This window comes from Bradyrhizobium sp. Pa8 (assembly GCF_052588265.1).
The window spans coordinates 7987522-8007663 of sequence record NZ_CP176767.1; the positions used below are offsets into that span (position 1 = coordinate 7987522).

The 20142-nt window shown below is 62.0% G+C and carries 21 protein-coding genes and 1 tRNA gene; 11 read left to right on the top strand and 11 right to left on the bottom strand.

Annotated elements, in window-relative coordinates; all coding sequences use genetic code 11:
• Positions 1 to 120 precede the first annotated feature (120 nt).
• The 4 genes from ACKWRH_RS37785 to ACKWRH_RS37800 all read left to right on the top strand — a co-directional run bounded on the left by ACKWRH_RS37785 (position 121) and on the right by ACKWRH_RS37800 (position 3994).
• Positions 121 to 861, top strand: coding sequence for a recombinase family protein (locus ACKWRH_RS37785; protein WP_445217689.1), 741 nt, complete (start codon positions 121 to 123; stop codon positions 859 to 861).
• A gap of 324 nt (positions 862 to 1185) precedes the next feature.
• Positions 1186 to 1872: a hypothetical protein gene (locus ACKWRH_RS37790; protein ID WP_445217690.1), complete on the top strand. Its 687-nt coding sequence runs from the start codon at positions 1186 to 1188 to the stop codon at positions 1870 to 1872.
• An 85-nt stretch (positions 1873 to 1957) separates the two neighbouring features.
• Complete coding sequence (locus tag ACKWRH_RS37795; RefSeq protein WP_445217691.1) at positions 1958 to 2608, top strand: hypothetical protein; 651 nt, start codon at positions 1958 to 1960, stop codon at positions 2606 to 2608.
• A gap of 123 nt (positions 2609 to 2731) precedes the next feature.
• Positions 2732 to 3994, top strand: coding sequence for a hypothetical protein (locus ACKWRH_RS37800; RefSeq protein ID WP_445217692.1), 1263 nt, complete (start codon positions 2732 to 2734; stop codon positions 3992 to 3994).
• A gap of 33 nt (positions 3995 to 4027) precedes the next feature.
• Here ACKWRH_RS37800 and ACKWRH_RS37805 read toward each other — a convergent pair.
• Together ACKWRH_RS37805 and ACKWRH_RS37810 are read right to left on the bottom strand one after the other, a co-directional pair.
• Positions 4028 to 4976, bottom strand: a protein-coding gene (locus tag ACKWRH_RS37805) for an IS630 family transposase (RefSeq protein ID WP_445215585.1) whose coding sequence is annotated in 2 segments (ribosomal slippage) — positions 4028 to 4639 and positions 4641 to 4976 — 948 coding nt in all. Because the reading frame shifts where the segments join, the coding sequence is not laid out codon by codon here.
• Positions 4977 to 5695: 719 nt separating this feature from the next.
• The gene (locus ACKWRH_RS37810; RefSeq protein ID WP_244441931.1) at positions 5696 to 5872 is read right to left on the bottom strand and encodes a helix-turn-helix domain-containing protein; all 177 of its coding nucleotides are present in this window, start codon (positions 5870 to 5872) and stop codon (positions 5696 to 5698) included.
• A gap of 138 nt (positions 5873 to 6010) precedes the next feature.
• On the opposite strand from ACKWRH_RS37810, the gene ACKWRH_RS37815 reads away from it, so the two are divergent.
• Entirely contained in the window at positions 6011 to 6427 is a 417-nt protein-coding gene (locus ACKWRH_RS37815) for a hypothetical protein (RefSeq protein WP_445217693.1), read from the top strand.
• Here the strand turns inward: ACKWRH_RS37815 and ACKWRH_RS37820 are convergent.
• The 4 genes from ACKWRH_RS37820 to ACKWRH_RS37835 form a co-directional block, all read right to left on the bottom strand.
• Complete coding sequence (locus ACKWRH_RS37820) at positions 6424 to 8256, bottom strand: DUF6538 domain-containing protein (protein WP_445217694.1); 1833 nt, start codon at positions 8254 to 8256, stop codon at positions 6424 to 6426. The genes ACKWRH_RS37815 and ACKWRH_RS37820 overlap by 4 nt on opposite strands.
• Positions 8257 to 8354: 98 nt before the next feature.
• Positions 8355 to 8429 (bottom strand) — tRNA-Glu (locus ACKWRH_RS37825).
• Positions 8430 to 8568: 139 nt separating this feature from the next.
• Positions 8569 to 9159 (bottom strand): DUF2846 domain-containing protein, encoded by a 591-nt coding sequence (locus ACKWRH_RS37830; RefSeq protein ID WP_445217695.1) that lies wholly within the window; start codon positions 9157 to 9159, stop codon positions 8569 to 8571.
• A gap of 97 nt (positions 9160 to 9256) precedes the next feature.
• A complete protein-coding gene (locus ACKWRH_RS37835; protein WP_445217696.1) occupies positions 9257 to 9601 on the bottom strand; it encodes a hypothetical protein in 345 nt (114 codons plus the stop codon).
• On the opposite strand from ACKWRH_RS37835, the gene ACKWRH_RS37840 reads away from it, so the two are divergent.
• The 4 genes from ACKWRH_RS37840 (at position 9600) to ACKWRH_RS37855 (ending at position 13137) form a co-directional block, all read left to right on the top strand.
• A complete protein-coding gene (locus tag ACKWRH_RS37840) occupies positions 9600 to 10607 on the top strand; it encodes an RluA family pseudouridine synthase (RefSeq protein ID WP_445217697.1) in 1008 nt (335 codons plus the stop codon). The genes ACKWRH_RS37835 and ACKWRH_RS37840 overlap by 2 nt on opposite strands.
• A gap of 216 nt (positions 10608 to 10823) precedes the next feature.
• On the top strand, positions 10824 to 11723 hold the full coding sequence (gene rpoH, locus ACKWRH_RS37845) for an RNA polymerase sigma factor RpoH (protein WP_282523267.1): 900 nt from the start codon (positions 10824 to 10826) through the stop codon (positions 11721 to 11723).
• A 392-nt stretch (positions 11724 to 12115) separates the two neighbouring features.
• Positions 12116 to 12457 carry a hypothetical protein gene (locus ACKWRH_RS37850; RefSeq protein WP_445217698.1) on the top strand — a complete coding sequence of 114 codons (342 nt, stop codon included), beginning with the start codon at positions 12116 to 12118 and terminating at the stop codon, positions 12455 to 12457.
• 287 nt (positions 12458 to 12744) lie between these two features.
• Positions 12745 to 13137, top strand: coding sequence for a hypothetical protein (locus tag ACKWRH_RS37855; RefSeq protein ID WP_445217699.1), 393 nt, complete (start codon positions 12745 to 12747; stop codon positions 13135 to 13137).
• A gap of 113 nt (positions 13138 to 13250) precedes the next feature.
• Here ACKWRH_RS37855 and ACKWRH_RS37860 read toward each other — a convergent pair whose 3' ends face one another.
• The 4 genes from ACKWRH_RS37860 to ACKWRH_RS37875 form a co-directional block, all read right to left on the bottom strand.
• Positions 13251 to 13877 carry a peptidoglycan recognition protein family protein gene (locus tag ACKWRH_RS37860; RefSeq protein ID WP_445217700.1) on the bottom strand — a complete coding sequence of 209 codons (627 nt, stop codon included), beginning with the start codon at positions 13875 to 13877 and terminating at the stop codon, positions 13251 to 13253.
• 34 nt (positions 13878 to 13911) lie between these two features.
• Positions 13912 to 15123, bottom strand: coding sequence for a GGDEF domain-containing protein (locus ACKWRH_RS37865; protein ID WP_445217701.1), 1212 nt, complete (start codon positions 15121 to 15123; stop codon positions 13912 to 13914).
• A 620-nt stretch (positions 15124 to 15743) separates the two neighbouring features.
• Positions 15744 to 16355 carry a LysE family translocator gene (locus ACKWRH_RS37870; protein WP_445217702.1) on the bottom strand — a complete coding sequence of 204 codons (612 nt, stop codon included), beginning with the start codon at positions 16353 to 16355 and terminating at the stop codon, positions 15744 to 15746.
• A 55-nt stretch (positions 16356 to 16410) separates the two neighbouring features.
• Positions 16411 to 16785, bottom strand: coding sequence for a response regulator (locus ACKWRH_RS37875; protein WP_445217703.1), 375 nt, complete (start codon positions 16783 to 16785; stop codon positions 16411 to 16413).
• Between the two features lie 119 nt (positions 16786 to 16904).
• Between ACKWRH_RS37875 and ACKWRH_RS37880 the strand changes: the two genes are divergently transcribed.
• Entirely contained in the window at positions 16905 to 17735 is an 831-nt protein-coding gene (locus tag ACKWRH_RS37880; protein ID WP_445217704.1) for an SDR family NAD(P)-dependent oxidoreductase, read from the top strand.
• Positions 17736 to 17849: 114 nt separating this feature from the next.
• Here the strand turns inward: ACKWRH_RS37880 and ACKWRH_RS37885 are convergent, their stop codons facing one another.
• Positions 17850 to 18656 (bottom strand): lytic murein transglycosylase, encoded by an 807-nt coding sequence (locus ACKWRH_RS37885; RefSeq protein ID WP_445217705.1) that lies wholly within the window; start codon positions 18654 to 18656, stop codon positions 17850 to 17852.
• Positions 18657 to 18810: 154 nt separating this feature from the next.
• Between ACKWRH_RS37885 and ACKWRH_RS37890 the strand changes: the two genes are divergently transcribed.
• A complete protein-coding gene (locus ACKWRH_RS37890) occupies positions 18811 to 19743 on the top strand; it encodes an OmpA family protein (protein WP_445217706.1) in 933 nt (310 codons plus the stop codon).
• Positions 19744 to 20142: the final 399 nt, after the last annotated feature.

A 20142-nucleotide genomic window follows, 5' to 3' on the forward strand; every position in this document is an offset into this window, starting at 1 on the left:
CGATCTAGTTCCGCGCATCATTCGAATTTGCACACCCGAGTCAATTTGACTCATTGTCCTGCTTAGCTGTGGCGCCAACACTTGTGTCAACGGACGTTGTTGCAAATGTTGGAGCCCTTCATGTCACCTACAATCAGCCGCTTCGTTGCTTACTATCGTGTATCGACCGCTAAGCAGGGAGCATCCGGGCTGGGACTGGCTGCACAAAGGTCGACCGTAGCGGCTTACCTGAAGGAGCACGGACAAGTCATCGCGGAGTTCAAGGAGGTCGAGAGCGGACGCCGAAGTGATAGACCGGCCTTAGAGCAGGCTCTTGCAGCGGCCCGCGTTCATCGGGTTCCCATTGTGGTTGCTAAAGTGGATCGCCTTACGAGGTCAGTCGCGTTTCTTTCGCGCCTGCTTGAATCCGGCGTCGACGTCCGCTTCGCAGACCTACCCGCAATCGAAGGCCCCACCGGCCGGTTTATGCTCCAACAAATGGCCGCCGTGGCGGAATTAGAAGCGGGCCTTATCTCCGCACGAACCAAGGCGGCGCTCGCAGCAGCCAAGAAGCGGGGCGTCAAGCTCGGGGGCTTTCGGGGTGCGTCGATGACCAAGGCAGCGCATCAAGCAAGCAAGATTGTACGCGAAAGATCAGCCGCCCAACGTGCCCACGATCTCATGCCGACACTCAGAGAACTGCAGAGCAACGGGGCGAAATCCAATGAAGCGCTGGCTCGCGCACTCACCGGCATGCGTATCCCCACCTCACGGGGACGCACCGAGTGGACAGGGGTGCAGGTCGCGCGGGTCCTGCGAAAGGCAGCGTCATCAGTCACACAGACCGACCAATCGACTGGAGTAGCCCAATCCACGCCTTAAGCTGCGGTGCCTGGCAAACGTCTAACGTGCATGGGTCTCGGCATGTCTGGACCAAGCGGCGCGACCGGTCTTTGTCGGTGCCAAACGGACCACAGTCGGCCCGGAGCTAAAGGTCTAGCCCTGAGGAGGCTAGGTAGACACCGCCCGCTCCTCCTCGGTCGGGGGGTGGGTAATATGCTGCTTGCCCGTGACCTCGGTGCTGGGCCGGAACGAATTGCATAGCCAGACGAACATGCTTATGAACCGAGAGTCAAAAGCAGCTGGTCTTGACATGGCACAATTGATTAACGTTGAGACCGAGAATCAGCCTAGCGGAATTCACTGATGACAGATGAACGTCATGCGTTCGCGCAAATTGAGACTTGGACCTCTGAAGCTATTGCATCGACGCGGGACCCTGCGAAGAAATACTCTCCGCCTCCATTAGAGGCCCTATCGGAAGCGTTGGAGGGCAAACTTTTTCTGTCGGTAAAAGTCGATACGCGAGACCAACAAGGCAGGTCTCTCTTTGGTTTGACGGTGCGCGGCCCCAAGGAAGCAGACCCTAAAGTTACAAGATACATGCTTCCAGTGCACGCAGCACTCACCCGAGTTCTTGAGCTGGGCGGGGCCAAGATCGGCCTTGTTAGGGGAAGTGGCGGGGGCATCGAACGGTACTACTTTGACTTGAAAATTGGATCGAAAGTTCGCACCGCGCTCCATCATTTCCTGTTTGGCGTACCATCACTAGGTCGCCTGTGGGAGCGTCAAGAAACTGAGACGGGCTATCGGTACCTGCTTCCGGGAAATTATTTGCTTGGGTCAGGAATTAGCCGAAAGCGGACTCTAGCTGCCCTTCATGATCAGCTAACGAACAGGCCGCAGCAGCAGGTCGTTTCCAACCCGGACAGTATCGTTGCGCTCCTGTCCAGCCTTCTTGGCCTTGCCGACCATTGGCACTGGGGCGAATTGGAACGCCAATCGTCAACCAGCGACAGTGAGCGGTTTCTTATCGATGACCCGTACGGTTAGGCGCTCAACAGGCATAAAAGGGAGAATTGCCAAAGGCGTCGATGCATTGTCCCGGTGCACAATTCCCGGATGCGCGAACGAGACGATGGCAGCCTCAGGGAAAGGCCTAGCTGCCTTTCATTGCCGCAAACATGTCGAGCACAAAGCCCGGCACGGATCGCACTGGCATGGAACGTACAGCGCGGCAGAACTAAAGCCGTATCTTACTGCCGCAACCTCGTATGTTCGGCTTCGGGCTGAATCCGATCGGTTTATCAAAGCGGCACTCAACGCCGTCGCGCTGCTTCTCGAAGAAGCCGGTCCTACCGAGATCGCCACACGGCTGAGGGGCATGTCGGCAAACCGAAGGGCTCGCATCGCATTAGCCCGGCTTCGTGTCGCAGGCATTAAACCTGAGCGGCTCGTCGCCATCGTGCTGGCCGTCACTGCGCTGATTGAGGAAGACCCCGGCTCGCACCGGACGAAAGAGTTCCGCATGGTCCAGATCGCAAAGGCCCTGCATCGTCTTGCAAGCGGCACCCATAAACGCTGGCCATTCTTGGACCATCAGGGCAGGCAGCGCCAAACCGAACTCCACGCCTTTCCCAGGTCGTCTGGGCCGGTATTGCGACTGATCGGACGGGCCGTCGAGCAGCCGTGCGAATGGGTGGTGGAAAGGCACCTTTCCGCAGTCCTCGCCCTGAAGGTGAAACGGTATGGACGCCATCCCGTGCTTCGGACAGCAGGCCTCGAATAATTTGCGGTGACAGGCTCTCGCACGTCATATCTGGTGGCCGGATAACGGTACGCACATGTTGGGGCAATAAGCCGGTCACTTTGAGCATACATTCTTGGAGCCATAACACTGAGTAATCAGCACATGCGGTTCGATCCGCAGTTGCGGGCGAGAAGTCCGGAATTGAAGGAGGCCATCGGCCGGTTCACACAACATCTGATCGCCCAGGAAGACGAGTTCGGCCTTCGCTCTCGTGCCCGCAAAGATGAAGACCGGCGCAAATTTACCATCGCTGTTGAGGCCGTTGCCTGCAATCTGCTTATGCAGGGCCTCCTTCGTGAAGATGCGGCGCTTGCCGTTCCACTCGACAACAACATGATGTGGGGTGCAAACCGCTACCGGAACCCGGTCTACGGCCAGCACTTCCTTGGCTTGCTTGACCTCTTGGAGCGGCTGAAGCTCCTCAAACGCGTCACGACAGGCTATCGCTTCTCAAGAACGGCTAAAGCTCCGTCTCTCTTCAAAACGGTCACCGATCTCGGGAAACGCTTTCCGAAGGTGACGCCCGCCTCGTTCTGTCGCGAGCAAGAGCCGGAGATTCTTGTCCTCAAGTCGGGCAGGGACGATGATGGCAAGGCGACCTTGATAAGTTACGTAGAGAGCCAGAAAACGAGAACGCTTCGCAGGCAAATTAAGCGCATCAATGACTGGCTCCTCGATGCCGACATCGAATTGACCGGCACCCGCACCGCAGCCCGCCTCGGCGAGGAGGGCGAGGTCATCGCCTCGTACCGCCGGACGCTCCGCAGGACGTTTAACAATAAGAGTTGGCAACAGGGCGGCAGGCTTTCTGGGGGGTTCTGGCTCACTATGCGTCGCGAGGATCGCTTCCGTCTGATCCGGATGAATGGCAAGCCGGTGGCCGATGTCGATTACCAACAACTCTTTCCGCGCCTCGCTTACGTCCGCGCCAGAGCAACGCAGCCCGCCGGAGACCTTTACGATGTGACGGGAGACGGCACCGGGCGCGATGGCTGGAAACTGCTCCTCAACGCTCTGCTGTTTACCCGAGGCCCCCTGAAGCGTTGGCCACGCGATTGCAGTCCGTTGCTTCCCCAGTTGAACCTCAAGCAAGCGTTGGCACTGCTAGAGCAAAAGCACGAACCGATTGCCCATCTGTTCGGAACCGGCATCGGCTTTGAACTCATGTTCCTCGAAAGCGAACTGTTGATTGCCGTGGTCACGCACCTCTTTGAGAGCGGCATCCCGGCGCTGCCCCTTCATGATGCCGTCCTTGTGGCGGAGCCGAATGCGGCAGCCGCCAAGGCCGCTATGAAGCACGCCTTTTGCGCGGGTTCGGGCCAGTCTCGCGCGTTCATAAAAATCGAGTTTGGCCCCGTAAAATAGGCCTTTTCGGCCTTACGTCTCTGCTAGAGCGTTTCACATTTTGACTGAAGCATAACCGGCGTTGGCGAAGTAGTTGGCGCATTCGCGAGGCTGGATGTCGTGGACGAGGTGACCGATGTGGCGCCAAGTGTCCTCGATGGTGCGCTTCTGAGCTTGCCGCATCCAGTGTTTGATCTTGGAGAAGGCCTGTTCGATCGGGTTGAGGTCGGGCGAGTATGGCGGCAGGTACCAGAGCCTGGCGCCAGCAGCCTGGATCATCTGCCTGACAGCTTTCGACTTGTGGCTTCCGAGATTGTCGAGAATGACGATGTCGCCTTCGCGCAGGGTTGGCAGGAGAAGGTGCTTCACATAAGCGCGGAAGCATTCGCCGTTGATCGGGCCGTCGAAGACGCAGGGTGCCGTGAGTTGGTCATGACGGAGCGCGCCGAGGAATGTGAGGGTACGCCAGTGACCGTGTGGGGCGAAGCCGCGCAGGCGTGCCCCTTTGGGGCCCCAGCCCCGCAAAGGGGCCATGTTGGTCTTGATCCAGGTCTCATCGATGAAGACGAGCCGGCCCGGATCAAGTCCGGCCTGCCAGGATCGCCAACGCTGGCGCCTACGAGAGACGTCGGCGCGAGCCTGTTCGAGGGCGAACAGTGTTTTTTTTGAACCGCAGCCCTTCCCGACGCAGGAACAGCCAGACCGCGTTGTGTGAGACCTTGACCCCACGGGTTGCCAGTTCCGCCTTCAGACCATGCAGCGTCAGGTGCGGCGTCTGAGTGATCCGCTCGACGATGAAGGCGCGGTGCGGATCAAGCACAGGCTTGCGGTGACCGCCCATCTTGCCAGGCACAACCGAGCCGGTCGCCCGCTGCCGCTGTGACCACTTCACAACCGACGAGACCGCAACACCAAACCGTTCCGCCACAGACCGGCAGCTCTCGCCCGCCAAAACCGACGCCACCACACGCTCGCGAAGATCCAGGGAAAGAGGTCGGGTCATGCGATGCTGGCCTCCAATCCAGTCAGCATCTTGAATCACAATCCGCCAAAAACCGGAATCCCCTCCGATTCAATTAAGCAATGAAAGGCTCTAAAGGACTAGGAGGGGAAGAGCTAAGGGAAGAGGAACTTCGAGGATTGTCTTAGAGGTGCGGCTTGAGCTGATCCTCTAAAGCGGCGATGCCAGCCAGACCGTCATTACCCGAGCCTACCCTAGTGGGCAGACACCTACAGAGGGGACGGGCACAGTAGACACCCACCTCCACCGCCCCTACCCCTTGAAGGCAAACCTTCATGGCCTCCACTCACGACACGCTCATGGGGGTAACCTTGAGGCGACGATGCCAACCCCGCCATAGCCATCCCAGGGTCTTCCTGAGGGAGCACCTTGAAGGGATGGGTAAGAGTGCGGCAGCTACCCACCATCGGCCCCCACCCTCGAAGGGTAACCTCTAAGGCCTCCGCCGGGGGCCTTAGAGGGCAGCCTAAGATGGTCGAGTACCGAGAAGGTCATCATCACCCTAGCGGCCTGCTCACCGGCTACGCCAAGGGTCCTTCGAGGAAGCCCCTAGGGAGAGGGAGGACACGGCCGATCCACAATCATAGAGGCCCTGCTTCAGATAACGATCAGGGTCACCCAACTCCCCCTTTGAGTAAGTGCTCAAAGTGATCAGGCAGGCACCGGACGAGATTCAGCCAATGCTCCCCCTGCACTATCGGTCAGCGTGACTTCTTGGCTTCATCGAACAGGAAACGGATCGGCGTCTCCAATGCTTGAGCAACGTGCCAAAGGCTAACAATGGTCGCGTTCCGATTTCCCTGCTCCAAGCCGCTGATATAGGCCCGGTCGACACCCACTAGATCGGCAAGCTCCGCCTGCGTAATTCCAGCCGCCATCCGCAACCTCTTTACGTTGCTACCTACCAAGCGCCGCACGTCCTCTGACATGCGCATATAGCGACAACTTGTTGCAATATAATGCGACGCAATATATTGCACATTTGTTGCAGCATTTTGGATTGCCGGGAGCAGCTAGTGACGAAGGTTATTCTCAACTGCCGAACCATCAACCTGGCGCACGATCAGATGGTCAGCCTCCGCAAATCGGGGCATCTTAACCTCGGAATTGACAACAATCTGGCAGCGCAAATCTCTGCTGCGCGGACAGGCTCCAAGATGACAAGCGCATCAACGGCACATACGTTCTGGCGTCTCGTGGCTCTTGTCGTTGTGATCGGTGGAATTTACCTGTCGGTTACCTCTCATTGGTGGTGGTTCATCGTCGGCATTGTCGGCGCTATCGCCATCAGCAAGGCAAACCAAGGCGCTAATGCTGAGAACGTGCTGGATGCAGCAATAATCGACCGCGACTTCTACGAACGGGTGCGGAAGATCAATGGATGGCAGTATCAGATCGACGAGGCTGAAGCTCAGAGGTATCGCGCGGCCTAACCTCGGGCGGCGTTCGGTCGTGACCAACTCAGTTGGCGCAGATCGGTGGGAGCTTGAACCTCATCTATCGCCTTCGCGAGTGGCTTCAGCGAAAAGCCCTTGCCGTACGAACGGCCAACCCCGCCGCCCGAGTGACCTGTGAGGGCATCATGCATTTCTTCGGGGATGCCAGCGTCACGGGTCATCCGCTTAAAGGTATGGCGGAAGGAATGAAAAACCTTAGTGGTATCCGCCACGCCGCACGTCGAGCGCAGATAGCGACCGAACCACTTTGACCATGCTGATGAACGTGTCCGCTCACCCTCGGCATTGACCTCCGGCCACAGTGGGCTCTCCAAGCTGGCACCTTGCTTAAGCAGCGCCTCCCGGTACTTCAGCAAGCCGATGCGCTTCAATTCCCGGTGCAGCGGCACATGGCGGATGGATGAGTTGGTCTTCGTGGAGCGTCCGCCAGTTCGGTCGATGTCGAAATACCACCGCTTCGTGTCTTCGTCCTGCCGGAGATCGCATATCCGCAACTGTGCGATTTCGTCGAGGCGTATCCCGGAGAGGAGACCGATAAGCGGAAACCAGAAAGCCGCTTCGCCGCCACCACCGGCAGGACGATCATTATTCGCATATACAGGTGACGCGAAGATTGTCTTCAGGTCGAGCTTCTCGAAATGCTTGCGCCGCGTCTGGTGGTTATCGACTGAGAACCGAATGGCCTTCCCAAATGGATTTACAAAGCCCGTCACCTTATCAAGGAAACCTTCGCGTTCAGCCCGAGAGATAATCCCACCAAGCACCTGAACGATCTTATTCACGGTGGTTGCCTCTCGGGGCTTGAACCCGGAAAGGTCCCGCTTGAGCAATTCCGGCAGGGGAAGCTTGCGGAAATCGCGCGGCAATGCGGCGGGCACCATGGCGACCGCATCACGAAACTCGCGGGCCTTCTCGCGGGTAATCTCGCCAAGCCGCAGATCGCCGTGCAGTTCCCTGAAGTACCGGATGGCTTGCTCCGCCTCCGTCACCGTGTTGGCATTTGGCTTCTTAGCATTGTGCGCCGAACCACCGGCAGCCCATGACGCCAGCGCCTCGGAGAGCTTGGGCCCCCGCTCATCGGTAGACGGCTCGGCCGCTATCGGAGTCGGTATGATTTCCCCGCGCTGCCGTTTCTTCATGGCATCGTAAGCCCGCACATGGGCTTCAAGGACCACGAGGGCGGCCTTCTGAAACTCCGGCGAGGATTTGCTCAGGTAGATGCCACGCGCTTTCAGGGCGACGTTAGTCTCGGGATAGACGATCTTCGGATCACGTCGCGCGTAGGCGGCTCGGAACTCGTCTTCAAACACCGGCAGCAGTTCACCGTACATGTGAGCATGATCGGCGGACATTCCCATCTGAGTGCTTGGTGGCACCGCCACGAGGTCGGGCCACGCCGCTCGCTGCTGAGGGGTTTGCAGATGCCGCCGGTCATCACCATCCGTCCGCTCAGCTTCATCCTCCGCAAGCAACACGGCAAAGACCTCATCGCCTAATTGCTTCAGGTCGATGTCCACGGGCAGCGCCACGACGGCGGGCGGCTTCAGAGCTTCTAGCGCTACGTCAAATAGCTGAGCCGCCTTCAAGGCCTCCTGATGGTCACGCCGCTTTGCCTGCTTCAGTTCCTTCGTCGCGAGGGAGCGAACAAGTTCACGCTTGAAGCGTTGCGTTTTCGGATTGATGAGGTCGGGGAAAGCATCGCGCATGTGAGACGGCACGGGCTTCCCGGCCAGCGCTTCAGGCAGCCTTTTACGAAACTCGTAGGTGCCGGACGCACGCCGTTGCATGTAACTCAAAGCCGCCATTGTGGACCACCTTTGTGGGCTACGTTTGTGTAGCAAGGCGGCCTCTCTAAGCTCATGATTGCTTAGAGTTTTCAGCTTTTCAATGGCTTAGGATTTAATGGCGCTCCCTAGGGGAATCGAACCCCTGTTTCAGCCTTGAGAGGGCCGCGTCCTAACCGCTAGACGAAGGGAGCGTGAGGGACAGGACATAGCCGCGAAATCCGCCGGCGGCAAGCCTCGATCGGGGGCGAAACCCCCGGATATGCACGGTCATTGCGGCTCAAGCTTAATTGCGCGGCGGGCCACCGCGCCCCGCGAAATCGCCGGGAACGCTCACGGCTGCTTCAGTTTCTCGAGCGCCGCAGCGCCGGCGGCCGGCTCCAGGCGGAACAGGCCTGCGCCCGCAAAGGCGGATTTGAACGGCGAAGAGGAGCGGATCTGCTGGCCGCTGCTGCCGGCGACGGCCTGGTTGAGGAGGTCCTGGCCGATGGCGCCTGTCCGCTGCGTCCCGACGCCGAAATAGTAGGTCTTGCCGGCCTCGACGGAGACCTCGACCTCATAGTCCGTCATCGACATCTTCATGTGGGAGGCGATCTTGTGGACGCCCGGCGGCCGGTCGACGAAGAAGAACGTCCCCATGTCGACCTTTCCGACGGACTTGCCGTCGATCAGGATTTCCGACGAGGCCGCCATTCCGCCCATCGCGCCGAAAATGCCCTTCTCGCGCAGGAAATAGAGCCGTGCGTTCCGCGAGCCCGTTGGCTTGGCCTGCGCCGCGGGTTGCTTGGCCGGCGCGGCAAGTCCAGCCTGCCTGGCTGGCGCTGCGGGCTGCGTGGCCGGCTCTGCGAGCGCCGCAAATCCAGCGTATCCGTACGATCCGACAACGAGTGCGATTGCGACGACGCGCGACTTGATACGTCCCATTCCCAGTCCCAGCCCAACTTCCCAAGCCAAGAGCTAAATCAGAAGTTGCGCGGCAAGACAAACTGGACCGGAGTACGATCAACAGCCGCGGCCAGCCTTACGGCTCATTGGCAAATTTCAGCTTTCCGGCCGGCTTCAGGGTGTGGGCGTCGAAGGTGCGGATCTCGATGACGCCGCCCACGTCCAGCGTGACCACGAGGCGGTCGCCAGCGACCCCGGTCGAGACGATCTTGGCGCCCTTGGGCAGGGCGGCGGTGACGTCGGCGGCCACGTCGGACGCCCTTCCCTCCGACTTGAAAAGGCGGTAGCCCACCGCGATCAGGACGGCGCAGATTGCCAGCGCCGTGGTCAACCCAGCGATCAGCATCATCCGCCGCACCCGCGCGAACAGCGCGGCCTGCTCGGGGCTCGGTTCGGGAACAGTGGTATCAGACGTCGTCATGGATAACTCAGGCTCTGCGCAAAGGTTGGAAGTTGTCGTCGCCGGCGACGAGGGCTCGGCCCGGCTCGACCGCGTGCTGGCGGCGCACCTCACCGACCTGTCGCGATCGAGGCTGAAAGCCCTGATTTTGGCGGGCGCGGTGAGCCTCAAGGACGCCGCGCTCCGCGACCCCGCTTATCACGTCACATCCGGCGATACGATCACAATCGAAGTGCCGGAGGCGGCCCCGCCGGAGCCCAAGGGCGAGGATATCGCCCTCGATATCGTGTTCGAGGATGACGACATCGTCGTCCTCAACAAGCCGAAGGGCCTCGTCGTCCACCCCGCGGCCGGCCACGAGACCGGCACGCTGGTCAATGCGCTGATCGCCCATTGCGGCGGCTCGCTCTCCGGCATCGGCGGGGTACGCCGGCCCGGCATCGTGCACCGGCTCGACAAGGACACGACCGGGCTGATGGTGGTCGCCAAGAACGACCTCGCCCATGCCTCGCTCACCGCGCAATTCGCCGACCACGGCCGGACGGGCGCGATGCGCCGCGGCTACATGGCCTTCGCCTGGGGGCTGCCGGGACGCCACCGCGGCACCGTCGATGCGCCGATCGACCGCCACCCGTATGCTCGCGAGAAGATGGCGGTGCGCCAGGGCGGCCGCGAGGCGGTGACGCATTGGGAGCTTCTGGAGAGTTTTGCGGGGCGTGACGGCAAGCCGATCGCCTCCCTGCTCGCCTGCGAGCTCGAGACCGGACGCACCCACCAGATCCGCGTCCACCTCGCCCATATCGGGCACCCTCTAATGGGGGATGCGGTCTACGGCCCACATTTCAAGACCAAGGCCAACCACCTCGGCCCCCAGTCGCAGACGACTCTCGCCACGCTTGGGCGGCAGGCCCTGCATGCCTATTTGCTGGTATTGGAGCACCCGCGAACCGGAGAATTACTCCACTGGGAAGCGCCGCTGCCGAAGGATTTGCTTCTCCTACAGGGCGCCCTGAAAGCGGCGCTATGACGCAGGCCGCTTTGAAAAAGCGTTACATTACAAAAAGTTATAGCTGCCACACGGGGACGTGACGTCAGCAATCCTTCCCTTTTTGACCCCCCATGGGGTATATTGCCCTTGCGTTGGAAATGACCAACGGAACATCGCAGCTACGGCCGGCTTTAACACAGCGGTCGTCTGCCTGGCCCGCCGCTATCGGGGGCCTGAACCTTGGAGGGCTTCATCATGGCCCGTACCGCTGCTTTGCCGGTCCTCAATGGAGAATCCGGCCTTTCTCGCTACCTCGCCGAGATCCGCAAGTTCCCGATGCTGGAACCCCAGCAGGAATACATGCTCGCCAAGCGTTGGCGTGAGCATGACGATCGCGACGCGGCGCACCAACTCGTCACCAGCCATCTCCGCCTCGTGGCCAAGATCGCCATGGGCTATCGCGGCTACGGCCTGCCGATCTCCGAGGTCGTCTCGGAAGGCAATGTCGGCCTCATGCAGGCGGTGAAGCGTTTCGAACCCGAAAAGGGGTTCCGTCTCGCCACCTACGCGATGTGGTGGATCAAGGCGTCGATTCAAGAGTACATCCTGCGTTCCTGGTCACTCGTGAAGATGGGCACCACCGCGAACCAGAAGAAGCTGTTCTTCAACCTGCGCAAGGCGAAGAGCAAGATCAACGCGCTGGACGAGGGCGATCTCCGCCCCGACCAGGTGAAGATCATTGCCAAGCGCCTCGGCGTTACCGATCAGGACGTGATCGACATGAATCGCCGCCTCGGTGGCGACGCGTCGCTCAACGCACCGATCCGCGATGACGGCGAAGCCGGCGAGTGGCAGGACTGGCTGGTCGACAACACGCCCAACCAGGAAGCCCTGCTGGCGGAGCACGAGGAGTATGACGAACGCCGTGACGCGCTGAACGGCGCCATGGGCGTGCTCAACCCGCGCGAACGCCGCATCTTCGAGGCTCGCCGCCTCGCCGATGAGCCGATGACGCTGGAAGACCTTGCCGCCGAGTTCGGCGTGTCGCGCGAGCGCGTCCGCCAGATCGAAGTCCGCGCCTTTGAAAAGGTGCAGGCCGCGGTCAAGGGCACGATCGCACGGGCGGAACAGGCCGCGCTGGAAGCTGCGCATTAAGCGGGCTTTTCTCGCGGTAAGATATTGGCGGATCGACAAGAGACAGAAAGCCGGCGGCAACGCCGGCTTTTTTGTTTGTGGCGATGCTCTGTTTGAGTGATCCGCCGTGCTTTCTCTGCGTGATGCGAAGCGCGCCGCACTCGCTATCATCGACTTGGCGAGCAGAAAAAGTGTCGGCTATGTCCCCGAACACCGGTCGGTCATGTCCCCGGGCTGAACATCGAACCGGGCGATGACAGCGGTGGTTGTGGCGGAGAGTCCTGCCAAGTTAGGCCACCATCACAGTCTCTTTCCCCTGGCCGACGTAGAACCGGGCTTGCCTTGAACCCGTGCGTCCGGTCGACCGACCCAGAATGATCGGGCCGGCGGCCTCAACTGAACGGACACCAACCGTGTCGATCATCCTGCAATCCACCGTTGGCGGCTTCTCCGCCCAGTTCATGCGCAAGCTGCCGCTGGTCGAGCAGGCGATGCGCGAGCACGAGCTCGATCCCGCGGAGTTCGTCATCTCCAAGGACTATGCCTCGACCGCGACGATCCCGCTCATGGGCCCGTTCTTCTATAATTACAGCGTGTTCTTCGGCGACGAACAATTCACCGTCACCGAGCCGAACGACATGGTGTTCCTGGATTACTTCTTCAAACGCGTGCTGGCGTCGGACGGTCCACCGGAATTGCCACGGCGGCCGGGACTGATGCGACGGCTGTTCGGATGGATGGCGCAGCCGGTTTAGCTCGTCATTCCGGAGTGCGTCATGGATGCTTCCCGCTCAATCGTCCTTGTCGATCACGCTTGCCGTGGGACGCTTGCTGATGTATGTGCTGCCGCCCGGCGCGATATCGCGCCTTTGTTGTTCAGCGCAACCAAGGGAGGCGGCATGAAAAGTAGATCGATACGTTCTGACCGTCGACCTCTTTGATCGGCAATCGGTCATAAGCTGAACGCCGCTTCGCGGCTGTTCTCCATTCATTGCATCTGGCTGCGAGGGGCGCACGCAACAAGGCGTCGCGTCGTGTCGTCATGTATTTGCGGTTCGTTACACCGCTCATCCACCCGCACAGTCGCGTGGAGAGCGGCTTCTTTCGTGCGTCCTGGTATGTCCAGCGAAACAACTGTCCGGACTGGATCCGGCATGAGCTCTCGGGCCAGTTCGATTGGTTCGCGCAGCATCTGCCGCTTCCCGGACGCATCGCGCGTCACTTCAAGCGGCGCGATTCGATCTGGGGCATTTGCTGGTTCGATCCTCAAGCCCGCGAGGCAGTCAGCCGCGCGCGCTACTGCGCTTGGCTGCTCGAGGAGGGTGGCCTGCCGGTGCGCATGATTACAACCTCGCGCCAGTGCGAAGTGATCTGGCGCGACGCGCACCAGATCGTCACGAAGCCTTCCGCCGATCTTCCCAAGGCATTCCCCTGAGCCTGGGAAGACCCGGTGGACTTAGGATGGCGATGAGAGCCGATAGCGATCGCTCTCGATGGCCGTCCGGCACCGGAGGTTTCGGCCTTCGGTTTGCCGGACGCGCCTGCTCGTCACTCCCCCCAAATCCGCGCCAGCGTCGCAAGCCAGCAGCCTTCGCAATAGCGGGCGTCCTTGTAGTCGATCCAGTTGTGCGCATAGACGTGGTCGAGCGGGATGCCGTAGCGCGCGCGCAGCACCTTCACGAGGATCTTCCATGCCGCGACCTGCGCCTCGGTCGGGCCCGCGGTGACATCCGGATAGTTGCCGGCGAACTCGACGCCGATCGAGTTGTCGCGCACCACCTGGCGGTAGGTCGAGCGGTTGTCGATATACTTGTTGTCGTTGCGGTTGGCGCCGTCGCCATGGGTCGGCACCAGGTTCTCGGCGACCGCCCAATAGACCGTGCCGTCGGTCTCGACCCACACGGTGACGCCGCGGCGGGTCGGGTTCTTCGACTGCTCCGCCGCGCCGCCGCGCGCCGAGCCTGTCGGCCCCTCGGTCTGGTGCACGATGATGTTGCGCCAGGGATGGGCGTCACGGACATCGCCCCATGGCGCGAGCCAGACCATTTTCAGTCCGGGAATGTCGGGCGTGCCGGAGACGCGCGCGAGCTTTGCGAGCTCGGCGTCCGTTGCGGCGGCTGGGGTGAGCAGAAAAAGGGCGGCGAGAAGAGCCGCGAGCAGGCGGAAGATCATCATACGGGTCCAAGCCGGACCCAGATCCTAGCAGGCTTTATGCGAATTTGCGCGCGGCCTCGCCGAGCCCGGGTGGCTCAGGCGAGAGCGGCGGGGCCGGATCGTAGGCGGCAAAGTCGTTCTTGCCGTTCTTCTTGGCGGCATAGAGCGCGTGGTCGGCATGGGCGATGAGGCGGTCCGGAAACTGGCCGATGCCGCGGTCCCATTCGGCAACGCCGATCGAGATCGCGATCGGGATGTCCTTGGTGGTACAGGCCGCGGCGTCCTGGCGGCAAACCTCGAGCACGCGGCGGGCGATCGCGGCAGCCTCGCGCAGGGTCGAGGACGGCAACACGACGCAGAACTCGTCGCCGCCGGTGCGGGCCAGCATGTCGCCGGGCCTTAAGCGCGTTTGCGCCATCAGGGTGAAGTGCCGCAGGCAGGCATCGCCCGCGGCATGACCATGGGTGTCGTTGATGGTCTTGAAGCCGTCGAGATCGATCACCAGCAGCGAGAACGGCTCGCCGCTGCGCTCCGACCGGGCGCATTCCTCGGACAGGCGCTGCAACAAATGCCGCCGGTTGGCGACGCCGGTGAGATCGTCGAGCAGTGCGAGATCGGCGACCTCGTTGCGCAAGCGATCCATCGCCATCAGCAGGAAACCGAAATTGAGCGTCATCGACAGGAACAGGAGGCCCAGGGTCATGACGGCATGGCCCTGACTGCCGGCCACCGCCGAAAAATCGCCGCCAAGCATATTGCCCACGGCACGGGCTACGAAGATTGCGATGATGGTGATGATGACGATGCTGGACAGCCATGCCCCGGGACTGACGCGGCCCTCCTGGGGCAACAGCAGCAGGCGCAACGCCAGCAGCAGAGGAACGGCCTGCCCGAGCGTGTAACTGATCATGCGCAGCGGCATGTGGTCGAAGACCAACATGAAGAACACCGTGCCGCCGACGCTCAGGGCGCCCGTCGTGATCATGATGCGCCAGGAAACCGGCCGGTCGTAGAAGCGCTGAATGCCCATTGTCGCGAGGCAGCTCGCCGCGATGATGCCGGCGGCCCCAAACAGAAGGGGCGCGGGAGAGGTGACGAACAGACGGACCAGCGCTGTCATCGCGCCCATCGCGCCGACGAAGGCCGATGCCATCCAGAACCGCGCGGCCGCAAATTTCGGATAGGAGCGCGTCACGTAGGCCCAGATCAGGCCAAGCGCCAGGAAGTTGACGACGAAGACCGTCCAGAGTGTCGGTACGTTCAGCATGGCGCGTGCGGCACGCGCAGCGTCGCACCCCCCGTCCCTGGCAGCCGTTCGTCCATGACCCTTTCCCCGCGTTCTTGCGGAGAAGAATGCGCGGATTGCACTTAACGGAACCTCACTGCGATCTGCGAAAGCTCGCCCTTGGTTTTGGATTCATGAACAGCGCGCGGCAATTATCGGATCGTTAGGCATGTCGCGGCCTCCCTGCGCGGCCACGCCGATGCGCATCGCGATGCGGATTCGCGGGCAAAAATCACCCGAAAATGCATCTGAGCTGTGGATAACGTAATGACACAGATGTGACAGCACGGGGCAGCCGCCCGCGAATCTGCTGAGTTTGTCGTCGAGGATGTTGCGAGGCTGGCCCTCCGCCGAGCATCCCTCGTGTCGCGTTTAACCATGAACCCTTGAGAGGATACTATGGCTAAGAAAGCGAAGAAGGCGAAGAAGGCGACGAAGAAAAAGGCCAAGAAGGCCGCGAAGAAGAAGTAGCCAGCATGTTCTTTGCCCGGGTGGAGCCTCGCTCCGCCCGGGCGTCGGGTAAGGGTCGAGAGAGTTTGAGGATGGCGGGCACAAGGCCCGCTTTTTTGTTGCTCCACCTTCAGCTAACGCGACGGAGAAGCCTACCGCTCCGCAAACGCCAGCTTGGCACCAAGCGCGGCAAAGCCGGCGGCAAAGCTGCGGCGCAGCCAGGCCATCACACGCGGGCGGGAGATGACGCGCTCGCGTACCGACGCCGCGCAGAGGCCGTAGAGGACGAACACCGCGAAGGTCATCGCCATGAAGGCGCCGCTCAACTCCAGCATCCGCGCCAGCACATGGGCTTCATCCACCGCAATGAACTGCGGCAGAAAGGCCAGGAAGAAGATCGACAGTTTCGGATTGAGGATGTTGATCAGAAAGCCGGTGACGATGACGCGGCGGCTCGACCGCTCCTTGATCTCGCCATCGACCGCCAGCGCTCCGGTCTCACGCAGCGCCTGCCAGGACATGTAGAGCAGATAGGCGACGCCGCCCCATTTCAGCGCGGCAAAGGCGAGCGCGCTGGTGTGCAGCACCGCGGCAAGCCCGAGCATCGCAGCTATCATGTGCGGCACGATCCCGAGCGTGCAGCCGAAGGCGGCCGCGATGCTCGCGCGCGAGCCGCGTGTCAGCGCCGCAGCCAGGGTGTAGAGCACGCCGGTGCCGGGCGAGGCGACGACGATGAGCGAGGTGAGCAGGAAGGACAAGGTCATGGGCAGACCCTATCACCGTGCCTCGCGGCAAGAAAGCGAGCTCCCGGATTGGCCGTCAGGACAGTTGCGCGAGCTCGGCCTCGCGGAGCACGTCGAGCGGAGCCCACGGCTTGGCCCAGAATTTCGCGCCGTCGGGCAAGGGCTGCGCCAAGGGGCGGCCGGAGGTGACGACGATGTCGAGCCTTGGATTGCGGTCCTTGGCGACGTGCGCGAGCTCGACCCCGTTCATGCGCCCCGCGAGCTGGACGTCCGTCAGCATCAGACAGAGCGCGCCGGCGCTCTTGTCGAGCACCCGCTGGGCAGCCTCGGCGCTGTCGCACTGGATGACCTGATAGCCGCTCTCCTCCAACAGAAGACTGAGCATCTCCCGTTGCATGACGTCGTCTTCGACGATCAGCGCCGTTGCGCGAAATGGTTCTGCCTGTCCCATGGGCCGCTCCAATGCTTGCTTGTGTAACCTATGTTAAGGAGCTAGTTCGCCGGTGGTTCAGTTCCATCCTGAAAAATGTAAATCTTGGTTCCGCCTGACGGGCTTGATTGGGGGACATCATGACTGCCATTCGCGGCGCCGCCGCCATCACGGGAGCGGCGAGCGGCATCGGCCGCGCGCTGGCGATCGAGCTCGGCAACCGCGGCTGCGATCTCGCGCTCGCCGATCGCGACGAGGCTGGATTGAAGACGCTCGCCGCCGAGATCGGAGCCGCACGCAAGGTCACCGTGCATCGCGTCGACGTCAGCGAGCCCGGCGACATCGCAGAGTTCGCGCGTGATGCGATCGCCGCGCATCCCGCGCTCGGCATCGTCATCAACAATGCCGGCGTGGCGCTGATGGGGACGTTCGAGGAGATCGACCAGGCGCAGATGGAGTGGCTGTTCGACATCAATTTCTGGGGCGTGGTGCGCGGCACGCGCGCCTTCCTGCCGCATCTGAAGACGCTGGCGGAGGCCCATATCGTCAACGTCTCCTCGATCTTCGGCATCATCGCGCCGCCCGGACAGTCGGCCTATGCCGCCGCTAAGTTCGCGGTGCGCGGCTTTTCCGAGAGCGTGCGGCACGAGCTTGCGGTCGCGGGCAGCCCCGTAAAACTGTCGGTGGTGCATCCCGGCGGCGTCGCCACCTCCATCGCGCGCAATTCGCGCACCGGGGTCGGCGTCACCGACAATGCGCGCCGCGCGCAATCGATCGAGCGGTTCGAGAACGCGGCAAAGACCACGCCGAAAGACGCCGCGCTGCGCATCATCAAGGGCATCGAGAAGAACCAGCCCCGCATCCTGATCGGCAACGACGCCCGCTTCATGGACATCCTCCAGCGCTTCCGCCCGGGCACCTATTGGGCGCCGTTGCAGCGGAAGCTGGAGAAGATGGCGAAGGGGACGTAGTCGCATGGCACGACAGCGTCGCCACATCCCCCGCTGTCATGCCCCGGCTTGACCGGGGCTGTCTCTGGAATACTGGATCACCCGCTTTCGCGGGTGATGACACCGAGTATGTGGTCACTGCCCCGCCAGCCGGTCCGCAAAATAGCCGATCGTCTTGCGGTAGACCACCGCCCTGTTCCACTCCCGCATCGCCTCGAAATTGGCGGTGCCCTCGCCGTAGGGCTGGCCCATCTTGAAGCCGCTGGTGTGAAGCAGGTTCGCGGTCGAGGCGAGCACGTCGGGCACGCTGTGGCGCAGATCGACGTGGCCGTCGCCGTCGAAATCGACGCCGTATTTGATGTAGGACGACGGCAGGAACTGGGTCTGGCCGATCTCGCCGGCATAGGCGCCGATGAGGTCGCGCAGCGGCAGGTCGCCACGCTGCACGATCTTGAGCGCGGCGAGCAGTTCGCCCTGGAACAGCTCGGTGCGGCGGCAATCATGCGCGAGCGTGGCGAGCGTCCGGATCACCGGCAGCTTGCCGATGTCGCCCTTGCCGAAATCGCTCTCCAGCCCCCAGATCGCGACCAGGATATAGCGGGGCACGCCGAACTGCTGCTCGATGCGCGAGAGCAGCGCCGCGTGGCGCTGCAACAGTGCCCTGCCGCCATTGATGCGGCCGGGGCCGACGCGGGTCGAGACATACTGCTCAAAGCTCTTGTTGAAGGTGTAGCGCTGGCGCCGGTCGAAGGCGAGCACCGCGCCATCCTGGGCGATGCCGCTGAAGGCTGCGCTGGTCACGCTCGCCGAGACGCCGGCTCCTTGCGCCTCCGAGGTCATGCTGGCGACGAAGCTGTTGAAGTCGCCGCCGCAGCGCGCGGCCTGCGCCGATCCGCCGGCCAGACAGAGGATGAAGGCGGTGGCCAGGGCGTGTCTCGACATGCGGGAAAATCCTTTGAAGAATGAACGCGGAAGCGTGCGATCATGCCCGGGAACCGGATTCCGGTCAAAGCGGCAGATCCTCGCCAGAACCGATCGTATCTTGGGCGCGACAAATGAATTGCGCTCGCCCCGTCCCCAACCGATCGAGATGACCATGCCCATTCCGCACCGGATGCTCGCTGTCCTCGCCCTGCTCTCCTTCACCGCCACCACCGCCGCCGCGCAGACCCGCGATGTCGCAGGCAGCCGCGACTATCCCGGCATCGGCCGCTTCACCGGCAGCGTCATCACCGGCTACATGATGAAGGATTTTGACGCCGCCCGGATGCAGGCCGCCGCCTTCAGGGACGGCCAGCCGGCCGATGCGCGGCTGCTCGAAGGCCGCATCTTCCGCATCGCCTATCGCACCAATCCCGGCCCCTCGATCCTGGAAGTGTCGCGCAATTTCGAGACGCAGCTTGCGAAAGCCGGCTTCGAGACCTTGCTCGCCTGCGACACCGACGCCTGCGGTGCGATTCCCTTCACCGAGGCGGTCGACACGCTGCCGGTGCCGCAGATGTGGGTCGACGGCTTCAACTACCGCTATTTTGCCGGCCGCAAGACCGAAGGCGGACGCGAGACCTATGCCAGCGTCCTCGTCAGCCAGAACAACCAGGACATCACCGCGCAGGTCACCGTCGCCGAGCTGGGCGCGATCGCGAACAAGATGGTCGATGCTGCCGCGATGGCGAAGGGCTTGGGCGAGACCGGCCACATCGCGCTCTACGGCATCTATTTCGATACCGACAAGGCGGTGCTGAAGCCGGAGAGCCGCCCGACGCTCGAGCAGATCGCAAAGCTGCTGACGAGCCAGCCGCAGCTCAACGTCTTCATCGTCGGCCACACCGACAGTCAGGGCGCTTACGAATACAATCTCGATCTCTCGAGGCGTCGCGCCGAAGCGGTCGCAGCCGAGCTCGTGAAAAGTTTTCGGATCGCGCAGACGCGGCTGCGCACCGCCGGCGTCGGATTGCTGGCACCAGTCGGCTCGAATGCCACCGACGCCGGCCGCGCGCTCAACCGGCGCGTGGAGCTGGTGGCGCCGTGACGGCCTCACTCATCTTCCCGCCTGCGCTCTGAGCATCTACTGAATCGCATTTTTGTGGAAAAGCGGCTCGCCGTACGGGAACTCGGCAAGCGCGCGCAGTGAGGTGTGCACCCGCGGGCATGGAACTTATTCGCACGATGGAACACAACCTGCGCACGCGGACGGAAGACGTGCAGGCGAACGCACCTTTCTTACAAAGCGTGCACCTCTCGTTGCGTTGCGAGAGCGGGAAATATGAACAAAGTGATTTGGCCGTCCAAACAATTGCTTTGATGCGCATCGAAACCAGATGTCGCGACCGGCGCATATCTGACGCGCGCGATGCGACATCACAGCGTCACCGATTTGCCTTGCCACGGCATGACGCAGATTATAGTCTTCTATTCTAGGTTGTCGCCC

What these genes read in the sequence shown, in the direction of transcription:
- ACKWRH_RS37830 (WP_445217695.1), bottom strand. Translation starts at nt 9,159, where the DNA reads ATGGGACGTATCAAGTCGCGCGTCGTCGCAATCGCACTCGTTGTCGGA.
- ACKWRH_RS37800 (WP_445217692.1), top strand. Translation starts at nt 2,732, where the DNA reads ATGCGGTTCGATCCGCAGTTGCGGGCGAGAAGTCCGGAATTGAAGGAG.
- ACKWRH_RS37840 (WP_445217697.1), top strand. Translation starts at nt 9,600, where the DNA reads ATGGATAACTCAGGCTCTGCGCAAAGGTTGGAAGTTGTCGTCGCCGGC.
- ACKWRH_RS37890 (WP_445217706.1), top strand. Translation starts at nt 18,811, where the DNA reads ATGCCCATTCCGCACCGGATGCTCGCTGTCCTCGCCCTGCTCTCCTTC.
- ACKWRH_RS37795 (WP_445217691.1), top strand. Translation starts at nt 1,958, where the DNA reads ATGGCAGCCTCAGGGAAAGGCCTAGCTGCCTTTCATTGCCGCAAACAT.
- ACKWRH_RS37820 (WP_445217694.1), bottom strand. Translation starts at nt 8,256, where the DNA reads ATGGCGGCTTTGAGTTACATGCAACGGCGTGCGTCCGGCACCTACGAG.
- ACKWRH_RS37785 (WP_445217689.1), top strand. Translation starts at nt 121, where the DNA reads ATGTCACCTACAATCAGCCGCTTCGTTGCTTACTATCGTGTATCGACC.
- ACKWRH_RS37865 (WP_445217701.1), bottom strand. Translation starts at nt 15,123, where the DNA reads ATGCTGAACGTACCGACACTCTGGACGGTCTTCGTCGTCAACTTCCTG.
- ACKWRH_RS37855 (WP_445217699.1), top strand. Translation starts at nt 12,745, where the DNA reads ATGTATTTGCGGTTCGTTACACCGCTCATCCACCCGCACAGTCGCGTG.
- ACKWRH_RS37835 (WP_445217696.1), bottom strand. Translation starts at nt 9,601, where the DNA reads ATGACGACGTCTGATACCACTGTTCCCGAACCGAGCCCCGAGCAGGCC.
- ACKWRH_RS37870 (WP_445217702.1), bottom strand. Translation starts at nt 16,355, where the DNA reads ATGACCTTGTCCTTCCTGCTCACCTCGCTCATCGTCGTCGCCTCGCCC.
- ACKWRH_RS37810 (WP_244441931.1), bottom strand. Translation starts at nt 5,872, where the DNA reads ATGGCGGCTGGAATTACGCAGGCGGAGCTTGCCGATCTAGTGGGTGTC.
- ACKWRH_RS37860 (WP_445217700.1), bottom strand. Translation starts at nt 13,877, where the DNA reads ATGATGATCTTCCGCCTGCTCGCGGCTCTTCTCGCCGCCCTTTTTCTG.
- ACKWRH_RS37885 (WP_445217705.1), bottom strand. Translation starts at nt 18,656, where the DNA reads ATGTCGAGACACGCCCTGGCCACCGCCTTCATCCTCTGTCTGGCCGGC.
- ACKWRH_RS37790 (WP_445217690.1), top strand. Translation starts at nt 1,186, where the DNA reads ATGACAGATGAACGTCATGCGTTCGCGCAAATTGAGACTTGGACCTCT.
- ACKWRH_RS37880 (WP_445217704.1), top strand. Translation starts at nt 16,905, where the DNA reads ATGACTGCCATTCGCGGCGCCGCCGCCATCACGGGAGCGGCGAGCGGC.
- rpoH (WP_282523267.1), top strand. Translation starts at nt 10,824, where the DNA reads ATGGCCCGTACCGCTGCTTTGCCGGTCCTCAATGGAGAATCCGGCCTT.
- ACKWRH_RS37875 (WP_445217703.1), bottom strand. Translation starts at nt 16,785, where the DNA reads ATGGGACAGGCAGAACCATTTCGCGCAACGGCGCTGATCGTCGAAGAC.